Source organism: Romboutsia sp. BSD2780061687b_171204_C1, from assembly GCF_015560225.1.
GTDB lineage: Bacteria > Bacillota > Clostridia > Peptostreptococcales > Peptostreptococcaceae > Romboutsia_C > Romboutsia_C hominis.
The window spans coordinates 551,280-573,109 of sequence record NZ_JADMRK010000001.1 but is presented as its reverse complement, the minus strand read 5'-3'; the positions used below and the strand labels follow the sequence as shown (position 1 = coordinate 573,109).

Annotated in this window: 20 protein-coding genes; 2 read left to right on the top strand and 18 right to left on the bottom strand. The window is 27.0% G+C overall.

Annotation, left to right across the window (positions count from 1 at the left end):
* Window positions 1-20: 20 nt before the first annotated feature.
* Both I2H23_RS02955 and I2H23_RS02950 read right to left on the bottom strand, forming a co-directional pair.
* Window positions 21-1,703 carry a dynamin family protein gene (locus tag I2H23_RS02955; protein ID WP_195581029.1) on the bottom strand — a complete coding sequence of 561 codons (1,683 nt, stop codon included), beginning with the start codon at window positions 1,701-1,703 and terminating at the stop codon, window positions 21-23.
* 4 nt (window positions 1,704-1,707) lie between these two features.
* Complete coding sequence (locus tag I2H23_RS02950) at window positions 1,708-3,345, bottom strand: dynamin family protein (RefSeq protein WP_195581028.1); 1,638 nt, start codon at window positions 3,343-3,345, stop codon at window positions 1,708-1,710.
* Between the two features lie 211 nt (window positions 3,346-3,556).
* Between I2H23_RS02950 and I2H23_RS02945 the strand changes: the two genes are divergently transcribed.
* On the top strand, window positions 3,557-3,895 hold the full coding sequence (locus I2H23_RS02945) for a phage holin family protein (RefSeq protein ID WP_092926290.1): 339 nt from the start codon (window positions 3,557-3,559) through the stop codon (window positions 3,893-3,895).
* An 88-nt stretch (window positions 3,896-3,983) separates the two neighbouring features.
* Here the strand turns inward: I2H23_RS02945 and I2H23_RS02940 are convergent, their stop codons facing one another.
* On the bottom strand, window positions 3,984-5,123 hold the full coding sequence (locus I2H23_RS02940; protein ID WP_092926292.1) for an AI-2E family transporter: 1,140 nt from the start codon (window positions 5,121-5,123) through the stop codon (window positions 3,984-3,986).
* A gap of 230 nt (window positions 5,124-5,353) precedes the next feature.
* Between I2H23_RS02940 and I2H23_RS02935 the strand changes: the two genes are divergently transcribed.
* The gene (locus I2H23_RS02935) at window positions 5,354-5,782 is read left to right on the top strand and encodes an EamA family transporter (protein WP_092926294.1); all 429 of its coding nucleotides are present in this window, start codon (window positions 5,354-5,356) and stop codon (window positions 5,780-5,782) included.
* 83 nt (window positions 5,783-5,865) lie between these two features.
* On the opposite strand, the gene I2H23_RS02930 is transcribed toward I2H23_RS02935, so the two are convergent.
* The 15 genes from I2H23_RS02930 to I2H23_RS02860 all read right to left on the bottom strand — a co-directional run bounded on the left by I2H23_RS02930 (window position 5,866) and on the right by I2H23_RS02860 (window position 21,830).
* Window positions 5,866-6,378 carry a DNA topology modulation protein gene (locus tag I2H23_RS02930; RefSeq protein WP_092926296.1) on the bottom strand — a complete coding sequence of 171 codons (513 nt, stop codon included), beginning with the start codon at window positions 6,376-6,378 and terminating at the stop codon, window positions 5,866-5,868.
* 122 nt (window positions 6,379-6,500) lie between these two features.
* Window positions 6,501-7,253 carry a creatininase gene (locus tag I2H23_RS02925; protein WP_202819468.1) on the bottom strand — a complete coding sequence of 251 codons (753 nt, stop codon included), beginning with the start codon at window positions 7,251-7,253 and terminating at the stop codon, window positions 6,501-6,503.
* Window positions 7,254-7,397: 144 nt separating this feature from the next.
* Window positions 7,398-7,850: a YhcH/YjgK/YiaL family protein gene (locus tag I2H23_RS02920; protein WP_092926298.1), complete on the bottom strand. Its 453-nt coding sequence runs from the start codon at window positions 7,848-7,850 to the stop codon at window positions 7,398-7,400.
* 50 nt (window positions 7,851-7,900) lie between these two features.
* Entirely contained in the window at window positions 7,901-9,052 is a 1,152-nt protein-coding gene (locus I2H23_RS02915) for a cyclically-permuted mutarotase family protein (protein WP_195581027.1), read from the bottom strand.
* A 376-nt stretch (window positions 9,053-9,428) separates the two neighbouring features.
* Window positions 9,429-9,953, bottom strand: coding sequence for a dihydrofolate reductase family protein (locus I2H23_RS02910; RefSeq protein ID WP_166505242.1), 525 nt, complete (start codon window positions 9,951-9,953; stop codon window positions 9,429-9,431).
* Between the two features lie 220 nt (window positions 9,954-10,173).
* Window positions 10,174-10,860 (bottom strand): hypothetical protein, encoded by a 687-nt coding sequence (locus tag I2H23_RS02905; RefSeq protein ID WP_092926302.1) that lies wholly within the window; start codon window positions 10,858-10,860, stop codon window positions 10,174-10,176.
* Between the two features lie 368 nt (window positions 10,861-11,228).
* Complete coding sequence (locus tag I2H23_RS02900) at window positions 11,229-11,585, bottom strand: DUF1667 domain-containing protein (RefSeq protein WP_195581026.1); 357 nt, start codon at window positions 11,583-11,585, stop codon at window positions 11,229-11,231.
* Window positions 11,586-11,587: 2 nt separating this feature from the next.
* Window positions 11,588-12,832 carry an NAD(P)/FAD-dependent oxidoreductase gene (locus I2H23_RS02895; RefSeq protein WP_092926306.1) on the bottom strand — a complete coding sequence of 415 codons (1,245 nt, stop codon included), beginning with the start codon at window positions 12,830-12,832 and terminating at the stop codon, window positions 11,588-11,590.
* Window positions 12,822-14,282, bottom strand: coding sequence for an NAD(P)/FAD-dependent oxidoreductase (locus tag I2H23_RS02890; RefSeq protein WP_195581025.1), 1,461 nt, complete (start codon window positions 14,280-14,282; stop codon window positions 12,822-12,824). Before I2H23_RS02890 ends, I2H23_RS02895 begins: the two co-directional genes overlap by 11 nt.
* Window positions 14,283-14,505: 223 nt before the next feature.
* Window positions 14,506-16,044: a glycerol kinase GlpK gene (glpK, locus tag I2H23_RS02885; RefSeq protein WP_166505239.1), complete on the bottom strand. Its 1,539-nt coding sequence runs from the start codon at window positions 16,042-16,044 to the stop codon at window positions 14,506-14,508.
* A 60-nt stretch (window positions 16,045-16,104) separates the two neighbouring features.
* Window positions 16,105-16,902: an MIP/aquaporin family protein gene (locus I2H23_RS02880; RefSeq protein ID WP_092926312.1), complete on the bottom strand. Its 798-nt coding sequence runs from the start codon at window positions 16,900-16,902 to the stop codon at window positions 16,105-16,107.
* A gap of 202 nt (window positions 16,903-17,104) precedes the next feature.
* Entirely contained in the window at window positions 17,105-17,656 is a 552-nt protein-coding gene (locus I2H23_RS02875; RefSeq protein WP_092926313.1) for a glycerol-3-phosphate responsive antiterminator, read from the bottom strand.
* A 326-nt stretch (window positions 17,657-17,982) separates the two neighbouring features.
* On the bottom strand, window positions 17,983-18,768 hold the full coding sequence (locus tag I2H23_RS02870; protein ID WP_242871329.1) for a 5'-methylthioadenosine/adenosylhomocysteine nucleosidase: 786 nt from the start codon (window positions 18,766-18,768) through the stop codon (window positions 17,983-17,985).
* A gap of 266 nt (window positions 18,769-19,034) precedes the next feature.
* A complete protein-coding gene (locus I2H23_RS02865; protein ID WP_092926315.1) occupies window positions 19,035-19,637 on the bottom strand; it encodes a manganese efflux pump MntP in 603 nt (200 codons plus the stop codon).
* A gap of 300 nt (window positions 19,638-19,937) precedes the next feature.
* Window positions 19,938-21,830 carry a PTS fructose transporter subunit IIABC gene (locus I2H23_RS02860; RefSeq protein WP_195581024.1) on the bottom strand — a complete coding sequence of 631 codons (1,893 nt, stop codon included), beginning with the start codon at window positions 21,828-21,830 and terminating at the stop codon, window positions 19,938-19,940.

Below are 21,830 nucleotides of genomic sequence, written 5' to 3'. Positions count from 1 at the left end.
TTTATTGTACTGAATTTTCATTAATGTATATATGTTTTTAATTTATCTATATATATATTTATTTCTTTAATTGTATCTTCTATTTCGTGTTTGTTAGTTTGTATACCTTTTATATTTTTTAGTATTTCTAGTGTTGTATAGTTTATCTCTATACTATAATTTTCATATATATCTTTTAGATTCTCACTTATTTTATACTTTAGATTTTCTATAAAAGTATCTATATCATTTAGCAATTCCTTGCTCTTTTTATCATCTCGTACTTTATCATATATAACTTTCCCTACTGCTCCACTTATAGTCCCTGCTATTAATAGCGGTGGACAATAAGTCATTAGTGCTGCTGATATAGTAGTTGAGGTTGCCGATGCTCCAAGTATTGCACTATACATTGAAACAACTGTACCCGAAGTTGCCCCAAGCACTGCACCTGTTCCTACTACTGCTAATAATTCATTTGCTGTTGCTTGGTTTTTTTCTAATTTAAAGCTTTGGGTATCTATGCATTCATTTTTATATGTTATATCATTTATATATCTTTTTATATCATCATCCATTTCATTGCTTATTTCTTTTAAACACTGACTCCACTCATTAAAAAATAAATTATCCAATTCTATTTTTTTCTTGTTTACTAATTCATTTATATATCCTTCATTTATGTATAACTTAGCTAAATCTATATTTAATTTAATTTTTTGTATTTCATCACTAAAAAATATTCTATCTACCCAATCCTTTATCTCAAAATCCATCTTTGAACTTATATAGTCTCTTTTGTTTTGAAGTAATTTATTGTATCTTAATAGTTCATCATCTAAAACATATAAAGTCTTTAGATAATCATTATGACAAACTATATCTTTGTGTATTATTCTATCTAAAGATGATTTTATACTACTATTTTTTTCTTCTTGAGAATTTTTTATTAGATAATTTATATAATCATTTAATCTATTAAATTCGTATTTTAAATCATTATAGTTTGATAATACTAAATCAGTACTTTTTGTTTTTACCTTAGGTAATACCTTCTCTTGGTATTCAAGATATGAAGATATCATAAAAAATTCATCTATATATATTCCATATTCATCTTTTATATAATCTATAATTTCTTCTTTATCAGAACTTAATAAATCACACTTATTTACTATACCTATAATGTTATTTTTATACTCACTTATCAAATCAAGCGCTTCTATTACATCTTCTTGTCCTAGGTGAGTTGCATCTATTACAAATAATATCAAATCAGCATTTTTTATATAGTTTAAAGTTTTTTCTTCATTGTTTACAGTTATGCTCTTTAACCCTGGTGTGTCTACTATATTTATCTTTTTTAAATAATCTATATTAAGACCCACCTTTGTTATGTCTTTATATGTTTTAGTATATGGCATGTTACTATATACTATTTCTATTATACTAGAAGTAGCTTCAAGTACATCTACTTCACTTATATCCCCTCCTATTAATGAATTTACTAAGCTTGATTTTCCTGATTTAACTTCTCCTAACACAACAATTTTTAATGGTTCTTCCTTATTACTTTCTATAGATTTAATAAGTTCAACCGCTTCTTGTAATGGTTCTTTTATTGTATTTTTATATGGTAAATTTAAATCTTCAATTAACTTTTTTCTTATTGGTGAATTTAATATTTCTTCTTTAACTATACATATACCTTTATTATTTTCCAAAATATCACCCCAAAGTATTTAAAATTCTTTCTATATTGTTTAGGAAGTCTATATAAATATTTATATACTTATAGTCTATATATACTTTTTCAAAACTATGATTTTTTATATATTCTATGTTTGAAATTATAGTATTTATATTATCTTTTAATATTTTTTCTATGTCTTTTGTTATGAGTTCTTTATTTATAGATAGGTAATTTGGTTTATAATTTACGTCTTCATTAAATGCTTTAACTAAAAATTTATTAAATAAATTTTCTAGTTTATCTTCTTTTGCTTTATCTTTTAATTGTTTTTGAATTGGTACCTGGATTTTATCTAAATTTATATTAGTATCTATTTTTTGATAAATGGAGTCTTTATTGAAATTTGATTTTTTATAAATTATATCATATATATTACTAAAATCATTATTGCATTTATTTTGCAAACTTATTATATGGTCCTTTATTTCTATATCTATATCTTTTATATAACTTAGAGCATCCTTTTTTATATTATCTAAGGTGTATTTTAATTCATAATCTATTTCATTATATATAGATAAGTCTTTGTATAATTCTCTCTTATGTGAGTATATAGATTGTAGTATATTACTTTTAGTTATATATAAATTTTTGTATTTGGATTCTATTTGCTTATTTTCACAAAGTTTTTTAAAATTAACATCTATACTTTTATATAATTTTTCTATATTGCTTTTCTGTATATAATAATAATCTTCATTTAATATTCCTTTTATAGCATCCTTAGCTGATATGTATACAATGTCTTTAAACTTATCTTTAAATAATTCTTCACATTTATCTTTAACTTTATCTAGATCTTTTTCTTTTATTATATCAATCTTATTTACAACAGCTATTATATTTTTGTTAGTGTAATTTTTATCTATATCATTAATTTCATTTATAAGCTTTGTATTTTCACTAGATACTATATTTTGAGCATCTATTACCCATATAATTCCATCTGCTATCTCATAATATCGCTCTACTTTTTTATCAGTATTTAATAGACTTTGGTTAAGTCCCGGTGTATCTACTATAGTAAAATCATTTATTAAATTTCCTTCTTTTAAGTAATATTTAACCTTACATATTTGAGGTTTATATAAATATTTCTCTTCTAATTCTCTTTTGTATTCTTTAAGTTCTTTTTTTGTTTTTGTATTTTCTTTTTTAAGCTCTTGAACTAATCTATATATTTTTTCTTTAGATTTTTTGTACTTATCTTCTTCATCTTTCAGTAATCTATATCCACCTTGTATACTTTTTAAAATTTTTTCTTCGTTGTCATATATTATCTCTATTTTTTCTAAATTACTCTTTAAAAAAACATCAACCTTCCAAGTACTTGGTATATCTTTTGTAGCTACTACCTCCCTTTTTATTAATGAGTTTATAAGAGTTGATTTTCCGTAGTTCCCACAACCCACTATACAAAGTACAAATGGATTTTCTAGCTCTTTTACATTGTTTTTTAATTTATTTATCTCTTTTTGTATATAATCTATAATATATATTGATTTTGTTTTATCTTTGGTATATATATACTTTGTAATATTATTTATTTCATTTTCTATAGGTGTAATAATTTTCATAATATTGTTTAATTCTTCATATCTTGAATTATACATAATATCATCCTTTTTTGGTAAATTAATTTAATTATATTTTTACTTTAATAAGTGTAGTGTATATAAATTTAATATATAGACAAAATTAAAAACAAAACCATATTCAAAGTATATGATCTAATTATCTTAAATATTATACCAACTTGAAATATTATTGTATATATGATTTAATATTTGTATAAATTTGTAATATTTTGAAAGGAGATTTACTATGAGAAAAGCATCATTATTTATAGTCGTTAATGCTATATCCTTATATATAGTATCTTTACTTTTAAATAGCGTATATATAAGTTCTTTTAAGTCATTAATAATACTTACATTAATATTTGGATTACTTAATTTAACTATAAAGCCTATACTTAAGTTCTTTTCATTCCCTATAACAGTTTTAACTTTAGGGTTATTTTCACTAATTATAAATGGATTAGTTTTAAAGCTAGCATTCTCATTTGTTAATGGAGTTTATATAAATAGTACTTTAAGTGCAATAGGTGCATCTATATTGCTATCTATTGTAAATAGTGTTTTATATAGTATATTAGACTAATTAATAATATAAAAAGGGACTAAAAGCCAACTTTAGTCCCTTTTTATATTATTTTAATTGTTTATATAAAATAAATACAAGTATCAAATTATTTTTGTATATTTATATTTTTTGATTTTATCCTGTTATTTATATACCCACCACATAAAGTATATATCATACTAAAAAGAGGTACTCCTATTAGGATCCCTAATACTCCAAACATTGATGAACCTATTATTATAGGAACTAATATCCAAAATGATGATAATCCTATGGAATTTCCTACTATAAATGGATATATAAAATTCCCTTCTACTTGCTGAATTATAACTATCATTATTATAAAGTAAAGTGCTGTTACAGGTTTTATCATAAATAATATCAAAGCAGAAAGAGCTGCTCCTAAAAATGTACCAAATATCGGTATTAAATCTGTAATTCCTATTAATGTACTTATTAATATAGCATAAGGCATATTAAATATGGTCATACCTATAAAACATAAACTTCCCATAACTATACCATCTGTACATTGTCCTACTATAAATTTTGAAAATTTAACATCGCCTAATTTAATAATGCTCATTATTTTATCTGCAATATTTTCACTTAAAAGACCATATATCACCTTTTTAAATTGAACTATAAGCTTATCTTTGCTAAGTAACATATATATGGCTATAACAAAACCTAATAATAAGTTAGTTATTATAGATGTTATTGAAAAAGTAATTCCAACTATATTAGATATAAAATAATTTAAAGTTTTTATCATAAAGTCTGACATCTTATCAACTCCTGATAATAAACTGTGATGTAAATTATCTGATATATTTATATGAGACATATAAGTTGTTATATAAGACTGTAATGAGTCTATATCCTGCGGAATACTACTTATTAAACTTGAAGTACTTTTTACTAATTGTGGTATTACTAAGTTTATAAATGCACTTAATAATAGCCCTATTGTTATAAGTGTTAATATTAATGATATTATCCTTATAATAATTTTTGAATTCTTTATATTATATTTTTTAACAATTTTTCCTATTAATCTATTTTCAAAAGATTTCATAGGTACATTTAGTAAAAATGCTATAGCTAATCCTATTATAAAAGGTTTTAATATAGATAATGTAGTGTTTAAAACATTTCCTACAGTTTTTATATTTAATAATAAAAAGGATAATATAATTATATAAGTTGCTAGTATAAATTGATTTTTCAGTTTAAAATCCCTCATAAATTTTGACTCTCCTTTTGTTGATTGTTTATTATTAAATTATACAACAAACAAGTTTAAATTAGTATGTTTTCAAACAAGATATAATATTTTATTATTTTTTATATAATTTTTTATTGCATTTAAATATTTATTGACTATATAAGATTTATAAAGTATTATTTTAGTTATTGATATTTATTTTCATTTATTTTTAATTAACATCTAATATTAATTCGCAAGGAGGTTTTATGAGTAATTGGTTATTTTATGCACTTTTAGCAGCTATCAGTGCAAGTTTTGTAACAGTTTTTTCTAAGGTGGGAGTAACTAACTTGTCTCCTTCACTAGCTACTAGTGTTAGAGCAGTTATAATGGGAGTATTTTTAGTATTAGTATCTTTTATAAAAGGGGATTTTTCTAATCTATCTTCTCTTTTAAGTCATAAAAAAGACTTACTATTCTTAATATTTGCTGGCGTATCTGGTGCTTTGTCTTGGTTATTTTTAAATATAGCACTAAAGACGGGAAAAACTTGGCAAGTAGCTCCTATTGATAAGTTATCTGTAGTTTTAACTGTAATTTTTTCTATTTTAATATTTAAAGAACAAATAAGTGTAAAAGGTATAATAGGCGTTTTATTTATAGCTATTGGTACTATATTTGTTGCCTTAGGATAAATTTTACATTACATATCAAGACAATAAAAATATTAACTATATATTTCATAGTACATAGTAATTAATTTTTTATTTACTATATACTATGAATTTGTTATTTTCTGTAGAAACAAATTAACTTCTTTTGCTTTTTTCAAAACTACTATTTTATTCTTAAAATTTTTTTCTATTTGCTTATAATGATTGCGTATTTTTTTAGTGCGACCTTCATAAAGAATCCACCAAATAAATTCTAAATCGATTTTCTCTATACATCCTTTAGCCATATCTTCACGAGTTGTGTTTTTGTATCTAAAATATCTCTTTAATGCTCTATAAATACAAATTCTACGTGGAAATTTCAAAAAAATTATTTTATCAGCTTGTTCTAATCTTTCTTTTTGAAAAAAATCACTATAATTTCCATCTATTATCCAAGAATCATTTTTCATAAAGTCACATACTATTAAACGCCCCTCATCTCTATCACGTTCAATCCAATTTGGCAAAAAATTAACTGTGTCGAGAAATAAAACAGGTGCCTTATAATATTTTGCAAGCTTCCTAGCAAGTGTGGATTTTCCACTTCCACTATAACCAATTATTGCAATTTTCATTTTAATTTCCTCCAAAACTTTAATATTAATAAATTAAAATAATAGTAAATACATTAAAAACCTATTGCTAGTTATTTATAGCCATAGGTTTTTAATGTATTTTTATAGCAAAATATTCTTGTTTATTTTATAAATTCTTTGTTTACTATACTAACCATTTTGTCTAAAGCTTCATTTACTATTAGTTCTCCTTTTTCTTTAGAACTAGTTCTTCCTATGGCTAATAATCCTGATTTTGGAACTAAATCCTTTGGTATTGGATATACATGATAAGTTGGTACTTCTTCTATTTTTTCATCTATTAATCTATCCATATGAACTAGTTGTGGAGCAAATTTAAGTATTAATGAAGTCTCTGTTATAGCTGCATGTTCTAATGCCCACCCTGGAAACTCTATTTCATCAAATACTTTATCAATAGTATCTTGGCTTATTAAGTCCCACCAGCTCATCATTATTATTTTAGTATCATTTGGCATAAATTTGCTTACTAAATCTATGGCTTCTAGTAAAAATGCTTGATTTTCAAAATGAGAGTTTACTATAGCTATTTTTCTTACACCATCTCTTATTAACTCTTCTAAAATATCTTTTACTAACTCTATTAAAGTAGTTCCATTTAAATCTATAGTACCTGGAAATAATGGACCTCCACCTGATGCCGGTTGAGATTTATATCCATAATTTATAGAAGGCATTACTATAGAATTTGTTTTTTCTCCTAATAATTTAGAGAATCCCTCAGATATTATAGTATCTGTAGATAATGGTAAGTGTGGTCCATGTTGTTCAACAGACCCTATAGGTAATATTACTACATCTTTGTCTTTTCTTTCATTAAACTCATACCATGTCATTTCTGCCATTAGTGTCATAAAAATCACTCCTTTATTAATACTACTGTATAAATTATATCATATAAAAAAATGTATTTAACAAGTTTAAATAATTAAATTTACCAATAATAAAAATTTAATTTTTATACTTTAATAAGAGAGGGCATATACCCTCTCTTATATTTATCTTATTATAATTTTAAATATAGCTTTCTTTACATATTCTTTTTCATTTACTTTTATAGCTGTCATGTGAGCATCTTCTGGATAGCAAATCAAGAAATTTCCTTTTCTTAATTCTACATATCCATTATTTTCACCTTCTAGAGGTAAAAAGTCCGATTCTTCTTCATAATCTTTTTGAGTTAATTGTTCTATGAAATTTAAGTCAATTCTTTCGCATCCATCTATCATTAAATGAATATCTATGTACTTTTTATGAGCTTCCCAAAATCTTTCTTCTTTCTCATAAGTTTCATATTCTACTATATTTACAAATATATCTTTTCCATCTATAGTGTATGTCCCTTTTTCATAGCTTTTTAAATCATTTTCATTAGCATATTCAAAACACCTAAGTAGGTCTTTACTTAAATTAGGATAATTTTTTATATGCTCTATATTGCCAAATATCATAAATCTTCCCCCTATCTTAAAAGTCTTTACTTAAATTTATACCTTGATAGCTACTCATTAATTATTGTTCCTACAAAAGTTCTTTCTGTTCTAACACCTGGTTTTACTTCCCCATTTATTGAATATATCTTATTTCCATTAAGTATTAGACCTGCTCCACAAGGTGCATTAAATGGAATTTCTCCTACAGTTTTCCAGCTATCTTCTTCTGCATTATATATTAATATATTTTCATTCCAATTAAATTCCTGAGGATCTGCACCAAAATATTTTTGTCTAAAGGCTTGTAATTCTTCTCCTTTTAAGTTATCTAGATTATAAACTGCATCATCATATATTTCTTTATTAAATCCACCTATAACTAACATTTCTTCTTCATTAAGTTTCACTGAGCTTGCTCCTAATAAAGATATTTTATTATCATTTATTTTAATATCAGAAACCTTTTCCCATTTATTATTTTTTATGTTATATTTATATCCATCTGTATATGCTACTTTATCTCCACCACTAAATACATATATATCATCACCTAATATTTGAGCTACAGCTTGGTTTCTAGTTGCTTCTCCTGGCATAGGTGCTAACTCTTTAGTCTCACCTTTTTTTATGTCAAATCTATACATCTTATTACTAGGTGTTCCATTTTGCTTTCCTAAACCAATATATATATATCTATCTTTTTTAACTGCTATTCCATCGCTAAGTGTAAATGGTAAATCTCCTATGTGCTTTTCTTTAAGTTTTCCTTTTTTATTAACTGTAAATAAAGTTACATTATCAGCTTCTTTTTCATTACTACTTCCACCTATATAGTAAACCCCTTCTTTATCAGTAATTGAGCTCCCATATCCAATTTCATAATTTAGTTTTTCATGGCTAACTTGCTTCAGTCTTCCATCTTCTTCCTTTAGTACATACACATCTGGATAAAGCTTTTTAGCCCCTCCATCTAAAACTGGTTTATCTGGGAAATTTGCTCCTCCACCAGCTATTATATATTCGCCATCTTTACCCGCAAGTAAACCTGCAGTACCTATATTTTTATCTTGTCCAAATTGTGCCTCTAAGTCACCACCATGTTCCCAGAGTATTCTATCTACATCATTTCCACCTGCATTTCCAGTATAATTCATAGTACTTGCACCTAGTATAAACGTAGATGAAATTGCAATTGCCATAGCCTTTGTTAGCTTTCTCATTACTTACCTCCAATAAATAATATATTTTTAAAACTAAAAATTATAGATATAATTTGTAGAGGTATTTATTTTAGTCAAAAACTATTTATCAATTTTATATACTTTAAGATTTATATATACTGTTATTTATAAAAATGACATAACTATATTTTTAGTTTTTTTACTTTTACAATTAGATTGTACTAATAAAAAATATTCTTATCAATAAGATTTTTATATAACTTCTATATAAAATTAATTTTATGTTTAATGTAATAAATACATAAACTATAATAGAATTTTTTATGTATTTTTTAACTAAAATTTAATATTATATATATAGAAAAAGTTATGAAAATAAATATTCTCATAACTTTATATATTTAAATTTTATATACTATCTTTTTGAATATCTTAATATGACAATCCCATTGTCTGAAATATACTCATCTAAGTGTAAATCTATTTTAGGGTTATTACCCAAGAATAATGGTCTACCTTTTCCAAGTATTGTAGGTATTATTCCTATTATATATTCATCTATAATATCTGCTTTTATAAAGTTGTCTACTAATTTCCCTCCTCCAAATAAAAATATGTTCTTTCCTTCTTTTTTTCTTTCTTCTTCTATTACTTTACATATATCGCCATTTATAAAATGTATATTTTCATAATCTTCTAGCTCCTTTGATGTAGCTACATACACCTTTTTGCTTTTGTAGTCATTATGAAAATTTTGGTCATAACATTTTTTTCCCATTACTACAGTATCTACTTCACTTAGAAATTCATTAAAATCCCACTTTTTATCACTATTTAAAGAATTATCTCCATCTCCAACTATCCAGTCAAATCCTCCATCTTCACTTGCTATATATCCATCTATGCTAATTGCTAAGTTTAATATTATTTTTCTTTTCATATTTATGTCTCTCTTTCTTACTGATTTTTTTAGTTTAATTTACATTTTATCATAAAATATTTTAAATTATAAATATATTATAGTACATAGTTTCTTATATTCTATTAAAAATAGATATTATATTAAATTATCAACTTAAAATCATTAATTGTTAGTATTACTATATAAAAAGAGCACCTCTTTTTTAGAGGTGCTCTTTTTTAGCTTATATCAATTTATTTTACATAGCTAATTCAAGATATCCACTTGGGTGGAAGTAGTATATATTTGATGTATTTTTATCTACAAAGAAACCTAAGTCAGTATCATAGTCTGGGAAAAATACATATCCACTTAATCCTTTTTCTTTTAATGCACTAAAGTTATTTTCATCACCTTGGTATGTATAGTTTGCGTCTTGATTATACATTTTTAATAAATCTTTAGCTTGTTCTTGATTTAATACTTTTATAACTTCAACTTTACTTTCTTCTTTTATGTCTGGTTGTACTTTATCATTTGAAACTACTACATTTTCTTCTTGTACTTTATCATCTTCAGTTTTTTGTTTATTTTCAACTTTTGCATTTTCATTAGTAGTTGTATTTTCTTCTTTAGCTACTTGATTATTTTCTTGTTTGTTTTCTTCTTTATTTATTTTATTATCATCTTTTTTAACTTCTTCTTTATTTTCAACTTTTACTGATTCATTATGTACTTTATTATTGCTTTCATTTTTTATTACTTGTTTATCTATGTTGTTATTTTCTTCTTTATTTACTTCTTCTTTTGTATTAGTGTTTATACCTTCAACTGCTTCTACTTTAGGTTTGTTATTAGAATTTTGTGCAAATATTATGTTGTTTATTGGACTTACAAATAACATCCCTCCACATAATACTGATAATGCTGTTATAGCTCTTTTCATTTTAATCACGTCCTTTTAATTTATGTAAATTTATGTAAGTTTTTATTTTATTTCCTTCTATGTATTTATATTAACATATTAAAATTATATATAACAGTTACACGGCTGTTACCTTAGATTACAAGTTCGTAATTAAAGTAACAAGGATGTAACTTTTATATTTATACTTTTTGGGTACAACAAAAATTCGCTTTGCTTGAGCGACGTGTCGGCAAAACACTTCATGTCGTCCACGACTTCGTCTGTTGCTCAAAATATCTTTTTTTGCATTTTAATCTTATTGATATATGTTGTCTATGTAAGCTATCAACAGCTTTATGCTTAATATAAAGTACTGGTATATAAAAAAGATAGCATAAGCTATCTTTTTAATAAATATCTACTGTTTTAGCACTAACTACATCAATACCTGTGTCTAGTATGTTTTTAACTATAACATCTCCTACACTTATTGGTGCACTTACCTTTATAGTATCTAATTCTCTCATTATTTCAAACATCATATCTTTTGGTATAGATTCTTTTGTTTTTACTGGCAGTAGGTTTAAATATGAATTTTCAAGTCTTACAGTAGTAGTTATAACTCTTTTAGGATTAGTTAACTCTTCTACTCCATACTTTTCTCCTCTTTTACAAGTATTTCCTTCTACTTTATATCCATCATTAGTCTTAGTTACTACTAATGGGCATCCCATAGGACATACTATACAAGTTATATTTGCCATATTTAAGCCTCCTTAACACTTACAGTTATATTTTCTTTTATATCTTTAAATAAATCTTTAGATAATTTTATATTTTCCATTTCAGATGGTATCATATGTTTTCTTTTCTTTTCTAATATTACTTTACCATTACTTTCTACTACTAATTTTTTGTTACTGTATATATTTCTAACTCTCATAAATAAATTTATATCTTCATCACAAGTTGTGTCTATATTTTGTGGTACTATATAAGAAATTCCTTCACTTGCTAAAGTTTTTACACTTTCATTATTTTTTAATTTATTTAATGAGTATAGAGCTGCATTTTTACCAGCTATTCTACTTTCTTTTGTAACAAAATCTACTAAGTCATGTACATGAACTACATTACCACAAGCAAATACACCATCTATATTAGTTTCCATGCTATTTCTAACTATTGGTCCACTAGTTTTACTATCTAGACTTACTCCTAAATCAACACTTAACTCATTTTCTGGTATAAGTCCTACTGATAAAAGTACTGTATCACATGGTATATATTCTTCTGTTCCTTTTATAGGCTTTCTGTTTTCATCAAGTTTTGAAAGTGTAACTCCTTTAACTCTTTCTTTTCCATGAATATAACTTATACCTGTGCTTAACATTAAAGGTATATTAAAATCATCTAAACACTGTACTATATTTCTAGTAAGCCCACTACTGTGAGGATTAACTTCTACTACTGCCTTAACTTTAGCGCCTTCTAATGTCATACGTCTTGCCATTATAAGACCAATGTCTCCTGATCCATATATAACTATTTCTTTACCTACCATATACCCTTCCATATTTGATAGTCTTTGAGCTGCTCCTGCGTTGTATACTCCTGCACATCTATATCCTGGTATATCGATTGCACCTCTAGTTCTTTCTCTACATCCCATAGCAAGAACGATTGAATCTGCACTTATATTTATAAGTCCATCTTCTCCAAGTGCTTCTATAGTTTTATCTTTAGTTATATTAAGTACCATAGTATTTAGCATATAATCTATATTTTCTTCTTTTATCATTTCTATAAATCTATGAGCATACTCAGGCCCTGTTAGTTCTTCTTTAAATTCATGAAGTCCAAATCCATTGTGTATACATTGATTAAGTATTCCACCTAATTCTCTATCTCTTTCTATTATAAGTACATCTTTTGCACCATTTTTCTTAGCTTCATAAGCTGCTCCAAGACCTGCTGGTCCTCCTCCAACAACAACAACATTATATTTCAACTAACTCACCCCTCATTTCCTTAACTTTACCTACTACCATGTTTGATTTGTCATAATCTTTTAATACATCTTCAACGTTTATATTAAGTTCTCTAGCTATTATTTCTATAACTTTAGGACCACAAAAACCACCTTGGCATCTTCCCATTCCTGGTCTTACTCTTCTTTTAACTCCATCTACAGTTTTAGCTCCACATGGTGATTTTATAGCATCTATTATTTCACCTTCTGTTACCATTTCACATCTGCATATTATCTTTTTATATCTTTCATCTTTTTTTGCTATTTCTTCTTTTTCTTTGCTACTCATATGTGAAAATGGCTTATTTTTTCTTCTTATTGGGTTAAAATCTGTGTTTTTCTCTAAGTTTAATCCCTCTTCTTTTAGAATTTCTACTACATATTTTGCAATAGCTGGTGATGAGGCTAACCCAGGTGATTCTATTCCACCTACATTTATAAAGTTTTTACATTTATCTGATGCAAATATCATAAAGTCTCCTGTATTTGGTGTTGCTCTAAGTCCTGCAAAAGATGTTATTGTCTTTCTAAAATCTATATTTTCTATACTTTTTCTTGAAGCATTAACTACTTCTTCAATACCTTCTCTACTTGTAGATATATCTTCTTTGTCATCTACAACATTTGCATTTGGTCCAACTAATAAATTTCCGTGAACTGTTTGAGTTACTAATACACCTTTACCTTTTTTTGTTGGGCATTGGAATAATGTATGATTTGCTATTTTCCCTTCAGATTTATCTAGTATTTTGTACTCTCCTTTTCTAGGTATGATATAATACTCATCTCCGCCTATCATATTGTTTATTTTATCACTGTATACTCCAGCTGCATTTATTACATATCTTGATTTTATTATTTTTCCATTTTGTAATTTTATATTAAATTCATCATCTATTTTATTGATATCTATTACTTCACTTTCTAATTTTAAATCTACTCCATTAGTTATAGCATTTTCCATAAGTGCTATATTTAAATTAAATGGACAAACTATACCTGCTACTTCACAAAGTAGTGCACTTACTACGTTTTTATTTACACTAGGCTCAAGTTTTAATACTTCTTCTTTGTTTAGTATTTTTAGACCTTCTACACCATTTTTTATTCCTCTATCATAAAGTTGTTGTATATGTTTTTTATCTTCTTCATCGAAAGCTAAAACTAAAGAACCATTTTGTTTAAATTCTACATTTAGCTCCTTACAAAGTTTAGGATACAACTTGTTACCTTCTACATTTAATCTTGCCTTTAAACTTCCTTCATGTGCATCATATCCACCATGTACTATAGCACTATTTGCTTTAGTAGTTCCTTGACAAACTTCAACTCCCTTTTCTAGTACTACTGTTTTTAAATTATATTTAGATAATTCACGAGCTATAGAGCTTCCCACAATTCCAGCTCCTATTATTGCTATATCATACATAACTTTCCCTCCAACTTATGTTTTTTCTAAAAAAAGACAGAGAGCCCCCTATACGTTGTATAGAAGGCTCTCTCATCTCTTAGCCAAAAATATTTAAATATTGTACTTAATAAAATTCACTTTGTTATAATTTGTAAATTATAGATATTACTTTAAAATTGTAAACATTTTCCTTCATATATTAATTATATACTATAAAATATTTTTTGTCACTAATTTTATATTAACTCTCAACTGATGCTAATTCAGATTTAAGTTCTTCATCTTCTCTTGCCCAATCAAGACTTCTTTGTACTGCTTTTTTCCATCCTTTATATAATAAGTTTCTCTTTGCATCACTCATATTAGGAGTAAACTCTTTATCTATTATCCAAGATTTTTTAATATCTTCTTTGCTATCATAAAATCCTACAGCCAATCCTGCTAGGTAAGCTGCTCCTAGTGCAGTAGTTTCTACTACTTTTGGTCTATTTATATTTGCATCTAATATATCAGACTGGAACTGCATTAAGAAATTATTTGCACTTGCTCCTCCATCTACTTTAAGACCATTTAGCTTTAGTCCTGAATCTTCTTGCATAGCATTTAATACATCTTTAACTTGGTATGCTATTGATTCAAGTGTTGCACGAACTAAATGTGCTCTATTAGCACCACGAGTAAGTCCCATTACGCTACCTCTTGCATACATATCCCAATATGGTGCTCCAAGCCCTGCAAATGCCGGTACTACATATACTCCATTAGTATCATCTACACTTTGAGCATAAAATTCACTTTGGCTAGCATCATATAATATTCTAAGTTCATCTCTTAACCATTGTATAGATGCACCACCTATAAATATACTTCCTTCTAATGCATATTCAACTTTCCCATCTACACCCCAAGCTATTGTTGTTAATAATCCATTTTTAGATTCTACCATATTTTCTCCAGTATTCATTAACATAAAGCAACCTGTTCCATAAGTGTTTTTTGCACTTCCTTCTTCAAAACAAGTTTGCCCAAATAGTGCTGCTTGTTGGTCTCCTGCACATCCTGCTATTGGTATTTCAGCTCCTGCTAACATTTCTTTGTCTGTGTGTCCATATACACAGCTAGATGGTTTTACTTCTGGTAACATACTCTTTGGTATGTTTAACATTTCAAGTATTTCATCATCCCATTTTAACTCTTTTATATTATAAAGCATAGTTCTAGCAGCATTTGAGTAATCAGTTACGTGTACCTTTCCACGAGTTAAATTCCATATTAACCAAGTATCTACTGTACCAAATAATAGATCTCCATTTTCTGCTTTTTCTCTTGCACCTTCTACATTATCAAGTATCCATTTTATTTTAGTTGCTGAAAAATATGCATCTAGTATAAGTCCTGTTTTTTCTTTTATAGTATCTTTGTATCCTTTAGCTTCTAATTCATCACATATACCTGATGTTCTTCTACATTGCCAAACTATCGCATTGTATATTGGCTTTCCTGTATTTTTATCCCAAACTATTGTAGTTTCTCTTTGGTTAGTTATACCTATTGCACAAACTTCATCTGGTCTTATAGAATTAGTTTCTAGAACTTCTCTCATAACTCCACTTTGGCTTCCCCATATTTCCATAGGGTTATGTTCTACCCATCCTGCATTTGGATAAAATTGAGTAAATTCTTTTTGAGAAGTTGCTATTATGTTTCCACTCTTATCAAATAATATTGCTCTTGAACTTGTTGTTCCTTGATCTAGCGCCATTATATACTTTCTTTCCATACAAATCCCTCCCTGAAATTTTAAAATTTATATTTATAATTATTGTTGTATTTAATGTTTCTACTTAGATGTTTCTGTAACCTCTTCATCATCTAAATATCTTTTTACACCTTTGTCATATACAAATCCTGCAAGTAAACCACCTATAATTGGACCTACTATTGGAACTAAGAAATACATATTTTCTCCTAATGCATTAGTTCCCCATCCTGCTATCATTGCAAATAATTTTGGTCCAAGATCTCTTGATGGATTCATTGCAAATCCTGTTAGTACTCCAAAACTTGCACCTATTATAGCTATTGTTAAACCTATCATAACTGGTGCTAAATTAGCATGAGGCTTGTTTGAGTTTTTAGCTTCTCCAACTGCAAGTATAACCATAACTAAAAGCATTGTTATTATTATTTCTGTAAATAAAGCTGTCATTATACTTATATCAGCATGTGGGTATGTTGAGAATATTCCCGCTGTAGTCATACCACTTGCACTTGCTCTTACTATATTATTAGCATTTTCAAAAGATATGAATAAGTTCTTAAATAAAAAGTAAACTGTAGCAGCTCCTACAAAACATCCTAGTATTTGAGCTATTATGTACGGTAAGACCTTTTTCTTTGGAAAATCCCTATACACCATTAAAGCTATAGTAACTGCTGGGTTTATATGTGTACCCGACACTGCTCCTGTAACATATATTGCCATGGTAACAGCAAGGCCCCATATTATACCGATTTCCCACTGTGAAATACTAGCTCCATTTAATACAAGTGATGCAACTGATCCACAACCTATAAATATTAGTATCCAGGATCCTATAAATTCAGAGATACACTCTCCCATCAATGTTTTTTTCAACTTAATTCCCCCTTAATTTTTATAAAATCAATTTTTTGTAAAAAAACAGAGAGAGCTCATAGTAAAAAAACTATTAGCTCTCTCGTCTCCAGCCTAGTATTGATTTAATTAAATAATAATAAAAAAACTTTTTCCCGTCAATATTTTTTAAGGTTAAGTTTTTAACATTGCAGTTAAGTTTTTAACAGCCTTTTTTTAATCCTTACCATATACTTTTATCTGTAGTTGAAACTGCCATAGCACCACAAGATAATATATTTATAACTTCTTCTTTTTCATCTATAAGTCCACCACATATTATTGGTATATTAGGATAAGTTTTATTTATTCTTTTTACTATCTTTGGCATTATTCCAGGCATTATTTCTATAGCTTGAGGCTTTACTTTCCTTAAGCTTTCTATAGCATTTTCAAGTGACATTGAGTCTATAAAGAAAAACCTTTGCACAACATCTAGGTTTAGCTCTAATGCCCTTTTTACAATATTAGTTTTAGTAGTTATTATTCCATCTAATTTTACTTCTCTTTTTATATAATCAACAATAACCGGATTTGATGCTATTCCAGATATCATATCTATATGAACAAATACCTTTTTATCATATTTATGAAGATATTCGATTATTTTTTTTAAATTAAGTATATCTCCATTTAATAAAAATACAATATCACAATCTGATTTTGCTACAGCTTCTAAGTTTTCGTCATTTTTAATTGCACCTATTATAGGATTTACTTCTAAAATTTCTCTCATTTTTTCCCTCCAAATTTGTATGCGTCTATATTTATTATACATTAATAAAAAAAAGTGCAATATTAATTATTTTTTTAACAAATTTTAAAATATAAAGGAGGAACGATTCGTTCCTCCTTTATATTTAGTCCATTTAATTATTTATAGTCATTTTGATTTCGTAAATCATCCCAAAAATTTTCTACATTAACTACTTCTTTATTTATCCCTTTATAACCATCCTAATAAAATTTTTGATTAATATGTATTCAACTTTTAGTTACATTAGCTTTATATAATAAAAAAGTTGGACTATAGATTAGCCCAACTTTTATTTATTCTTAATATTAGTATATTTTTATAAATTCTTCTAATAATGAACTAGCATTTTTAGCTGCTATTGGTAAGAATTCCTCATATGATAAATCAGCTTCTCCATTGGCTTTATCAGATATTGAACGAAGTATAACAAATGGTATATCATTTAAGTAAGCTACTTGTGCCATAGCTGCTCCTTCCATTTCTACTGCCTCTACATCTTTAAAATTATCTTTTATTTTTTTAGCAATATCTCCACCTGCTACAAATTGGTCTCCTGTAGCTACCATTCCATCTACTATATTTACACCTTTTACATTCTTAGCAGCTTCTTTTGCTTTATTTATCATATTTTTATCTGCATCAAAGAATCTTTTATTTAATCTTGATATTTCTCCAAGTGGATCTCCAAATGCTGTTGTATCAAAATCATGCTGAACTGTAGTTGTTGATATAACTACATCTCCTTGATTTAAATCTTCATTCATAGTCCCAGCAACTCCAGAATTTACAAGAGCTGATACATTAAATTTATCAACTAAAACTTGAGTACACATAGCCATATTAACTTTTCCTACACCAGAACGAACTAACACTATATTTTTATCATGTAATGTTCCTTTGTAAAATTTTATACCTGCTATAGTCGTAGTTTCTTTTATATCCATCTTTTCTTTTAATATTTCTACTTCTTCTTCCATAGCCCCTATTATACCTAATACATTTTCATTTCCTGTTTCTGATTGTGATGTACATCCTACCATTAAAAATATTGATAATAATATTGTTGGTAGTAAAACTAATATTTTTTTCATTTTCTAATTACTCCTTAATTTTATGTCAAAATCATTTTACAATATTATTTATATCATTATTTCCATACATTTTCAATATTTTTTTATATTTTTTATGTATTATTATGAATTTTTATATATTCAAATTAAATAAAGTTCGTTTTTTACTTTGTAATATATCTATTAGACACTTTAATTTTTATAAAAAAATAGATATAATAAGTTATTGAAAAACTTACTATATCTATACTTTTATCATATATTTTTTATGTTTTGATTATATGTACTTAAAATAACTGACTAAATATATGTGTATGTTCATTAAATATATTTATACCTATGCCTATAAGTATAATTCCACCTATAAGTTCTGCATATCCATTAAATACGTTTCCTATTTTTTTACCTATAAAAACTCCAAATAAACACATTATAAATGTTATAACACCTATAGCTATTGATACCTCTACTATGTTTATACTTAAAAAAGCAAAACTTATTCCCACTGCTAAAGCATCTATACTAGTAGCTACAGATAACACTAAAATATCCTTTGTAGATAGCTCTTCTTCAGATGTAGCAGCTAACAAAGTATCTACTTCATTTGCTTCTTTTCTTTCATCTATGAATCCTTTTATCATTTTATATCCTAAGTAACTTAATAATATAAGTGCTATCCAATGATCTATAGATTTTATGTACTTTTCAAATCCAATACCCATAACCCACCCTAAAAGTGGCATTCCACCTTGAAATATTCCAAAGAATAAGGCTATTTTTATACCTAAAGATTTTGTTAAATGTTTAATAGTCATTCCTTTTGTTACCGATACAGCAAAAGCATCCATTGAAAGTGCTAAAGCTGTAAATAATACTGCTGTAATACTCATAATTGCCTCCTAATTTTTTATTTTCGCAAAAAAATAACGAGACTCTAGGTATGCAAAATAAGCATACCTGAGTCTCGTTTTTTAAGATTAGACCAGACTATTTAGTCATTATGTTGACCTAATCACACAATACGTGCAAACTACTCCCTCAGTATGATAGTATATACATCTTATTATAATACAAATTTATATATAAATAAATAACTTTTGTATAATAAATAAAGTTTTTAACCATTTAGTATATAAAAAATAGATAGACTTATTTTTATATAAGTCTATCTATTTTTAACTAAGTATATATTATTCATTTATAGGCTTTTTTAAAGCTGCTAATGCTATCATACCTACTACTGAACCTATTGCTATTGCAGCTAAGTATCCTAAAGGGTTACCAACAACTGGAACAACAAATATTCCTCCATGTGGTGCTCTTAGTGTTGCATTAAACATCATACTAAGTGCTCCTGCTGTTGCTGAACCTAATACACAAGCTGGTATAACTTTAAGTGGGTCTGCTGCTGCAAATGGTATTGCACCTTCTGTTATAAATGATAACCCCATTACATAGTTAACCTTACCTGATTCTCTTTCTTCTTTTGTAAATCTATTTTTAAAGAAAGTTGTAGCAAGTGCTATTGCTAAAGGAGGCACCATACCACCTGCCATAACTGCTGCCATTATTTCAAATTGACCTGATTGTAGTGATGCAACTCCAAATACATAAGCTGCCTTGTTTATTGGTCCACCCATGTCTATTGCCATCATACCACCAAGTATTAATCCAAGTATTAATTTAGAACTAGTTCCAAGTCCATTTAAGAAATTAGTTATACCTAAATTAAGTGCTGCTACTGGAGGTATTATTAAAAATGTCATTATAATACCCATTAAAAGTGTCCCAAATAAAGGATATAAAAGTACTGGCTTTATACCATCTAATGAATCTGGTAACACACTAAACACCTTTTTAAGTCCTACTACTAAATATCCTGCTATAAAACCTGCAAGTAATGCTCCTAAGAAACCTGAACCACCAGTATTTGCTAGTGCTCCACCTACAAATCCTACTACTAAAGCAGGTCTATCAGCTATACTATATGCAATATATCCTGCTAGTACTGGCAACATAAATCCAAAGGCAATATCCCCTATTGATTTAAAGAATGCTGCAAGTGGTGTATTTGAACCAAAAGTCTCTGGATTTATTGAATAATTATCAAGTAAAAATGCTAATGCTATTAGTATACCTCCACTTACTACAAATGGTAGCATGTTTGATACACCATTCATTAAATGCTTATATACTTTTCTAAATGCACTTTCATCACTACTTTCTTCTTTTGTTTCTACATTTCCTTCGTGATTATATATAGGTGCATCTCCATTTTCTGCTTTTGTTATTAACTCTTCTGCTTTGTGTATTCCATCAGCAACTTTAGTTATTATAACTTTCTTTCCGTTAAACCTAGCCATATCAACTTTTTTATCTGCTGCTACTATTATAGCTGTTGCATTTTCTATTTCTTCTTTAGTTAATACATTTTTAGCACCAGATGAACCATTAGTTTCTACTTTTATGCTAATTCCCATTTTCTCAGCTTGTTTGTTTAAGCTTTCTGCTGCCATAAAAGTATGCGCTATACCTGTTGGGCAAGCTGTAACTGCTAATACTTTTGGATATTTTGAAGTTTTTTCTTTAACTACTTCTATTTTTTCTTCTTTTTCTTCTGGAAATTTCTCTTTTTCCTTTTTATCTATTAAACTTAAAAATTCATCTTCACTTTTAGCATTTATAAGTTTTTCTCTAAATTCTTCATCCATAAGTATTGTAGATAATCTTGATAATACTTCTAAGTGAGTGTTATTAGCTCCTTCTGGTGCTGCTATCATAAAGAATAAGTGTGATAGGCTCCCATCAAAAGATTCATAATCTACACCATCTTTACAAATAGCTGCAGCTAAACATGCATTTTTAACTGAACTAGTTTTAGCATGAGGTATTGCTATTCCTTCACCTATTCCTGTTGTGCTTTGATTTTCACGAGCTATTATTGCTTTTTTATATTCTTCTTTATTATTTAAATTGCCACTATTATTTACTAAATCTACTAGCTTGTCTATAGCATCACTTTTATCAGTTACTTTTAAGTTAAGGCTTATAGACTTTTTATTTATTAAATCTACTATCTTCAT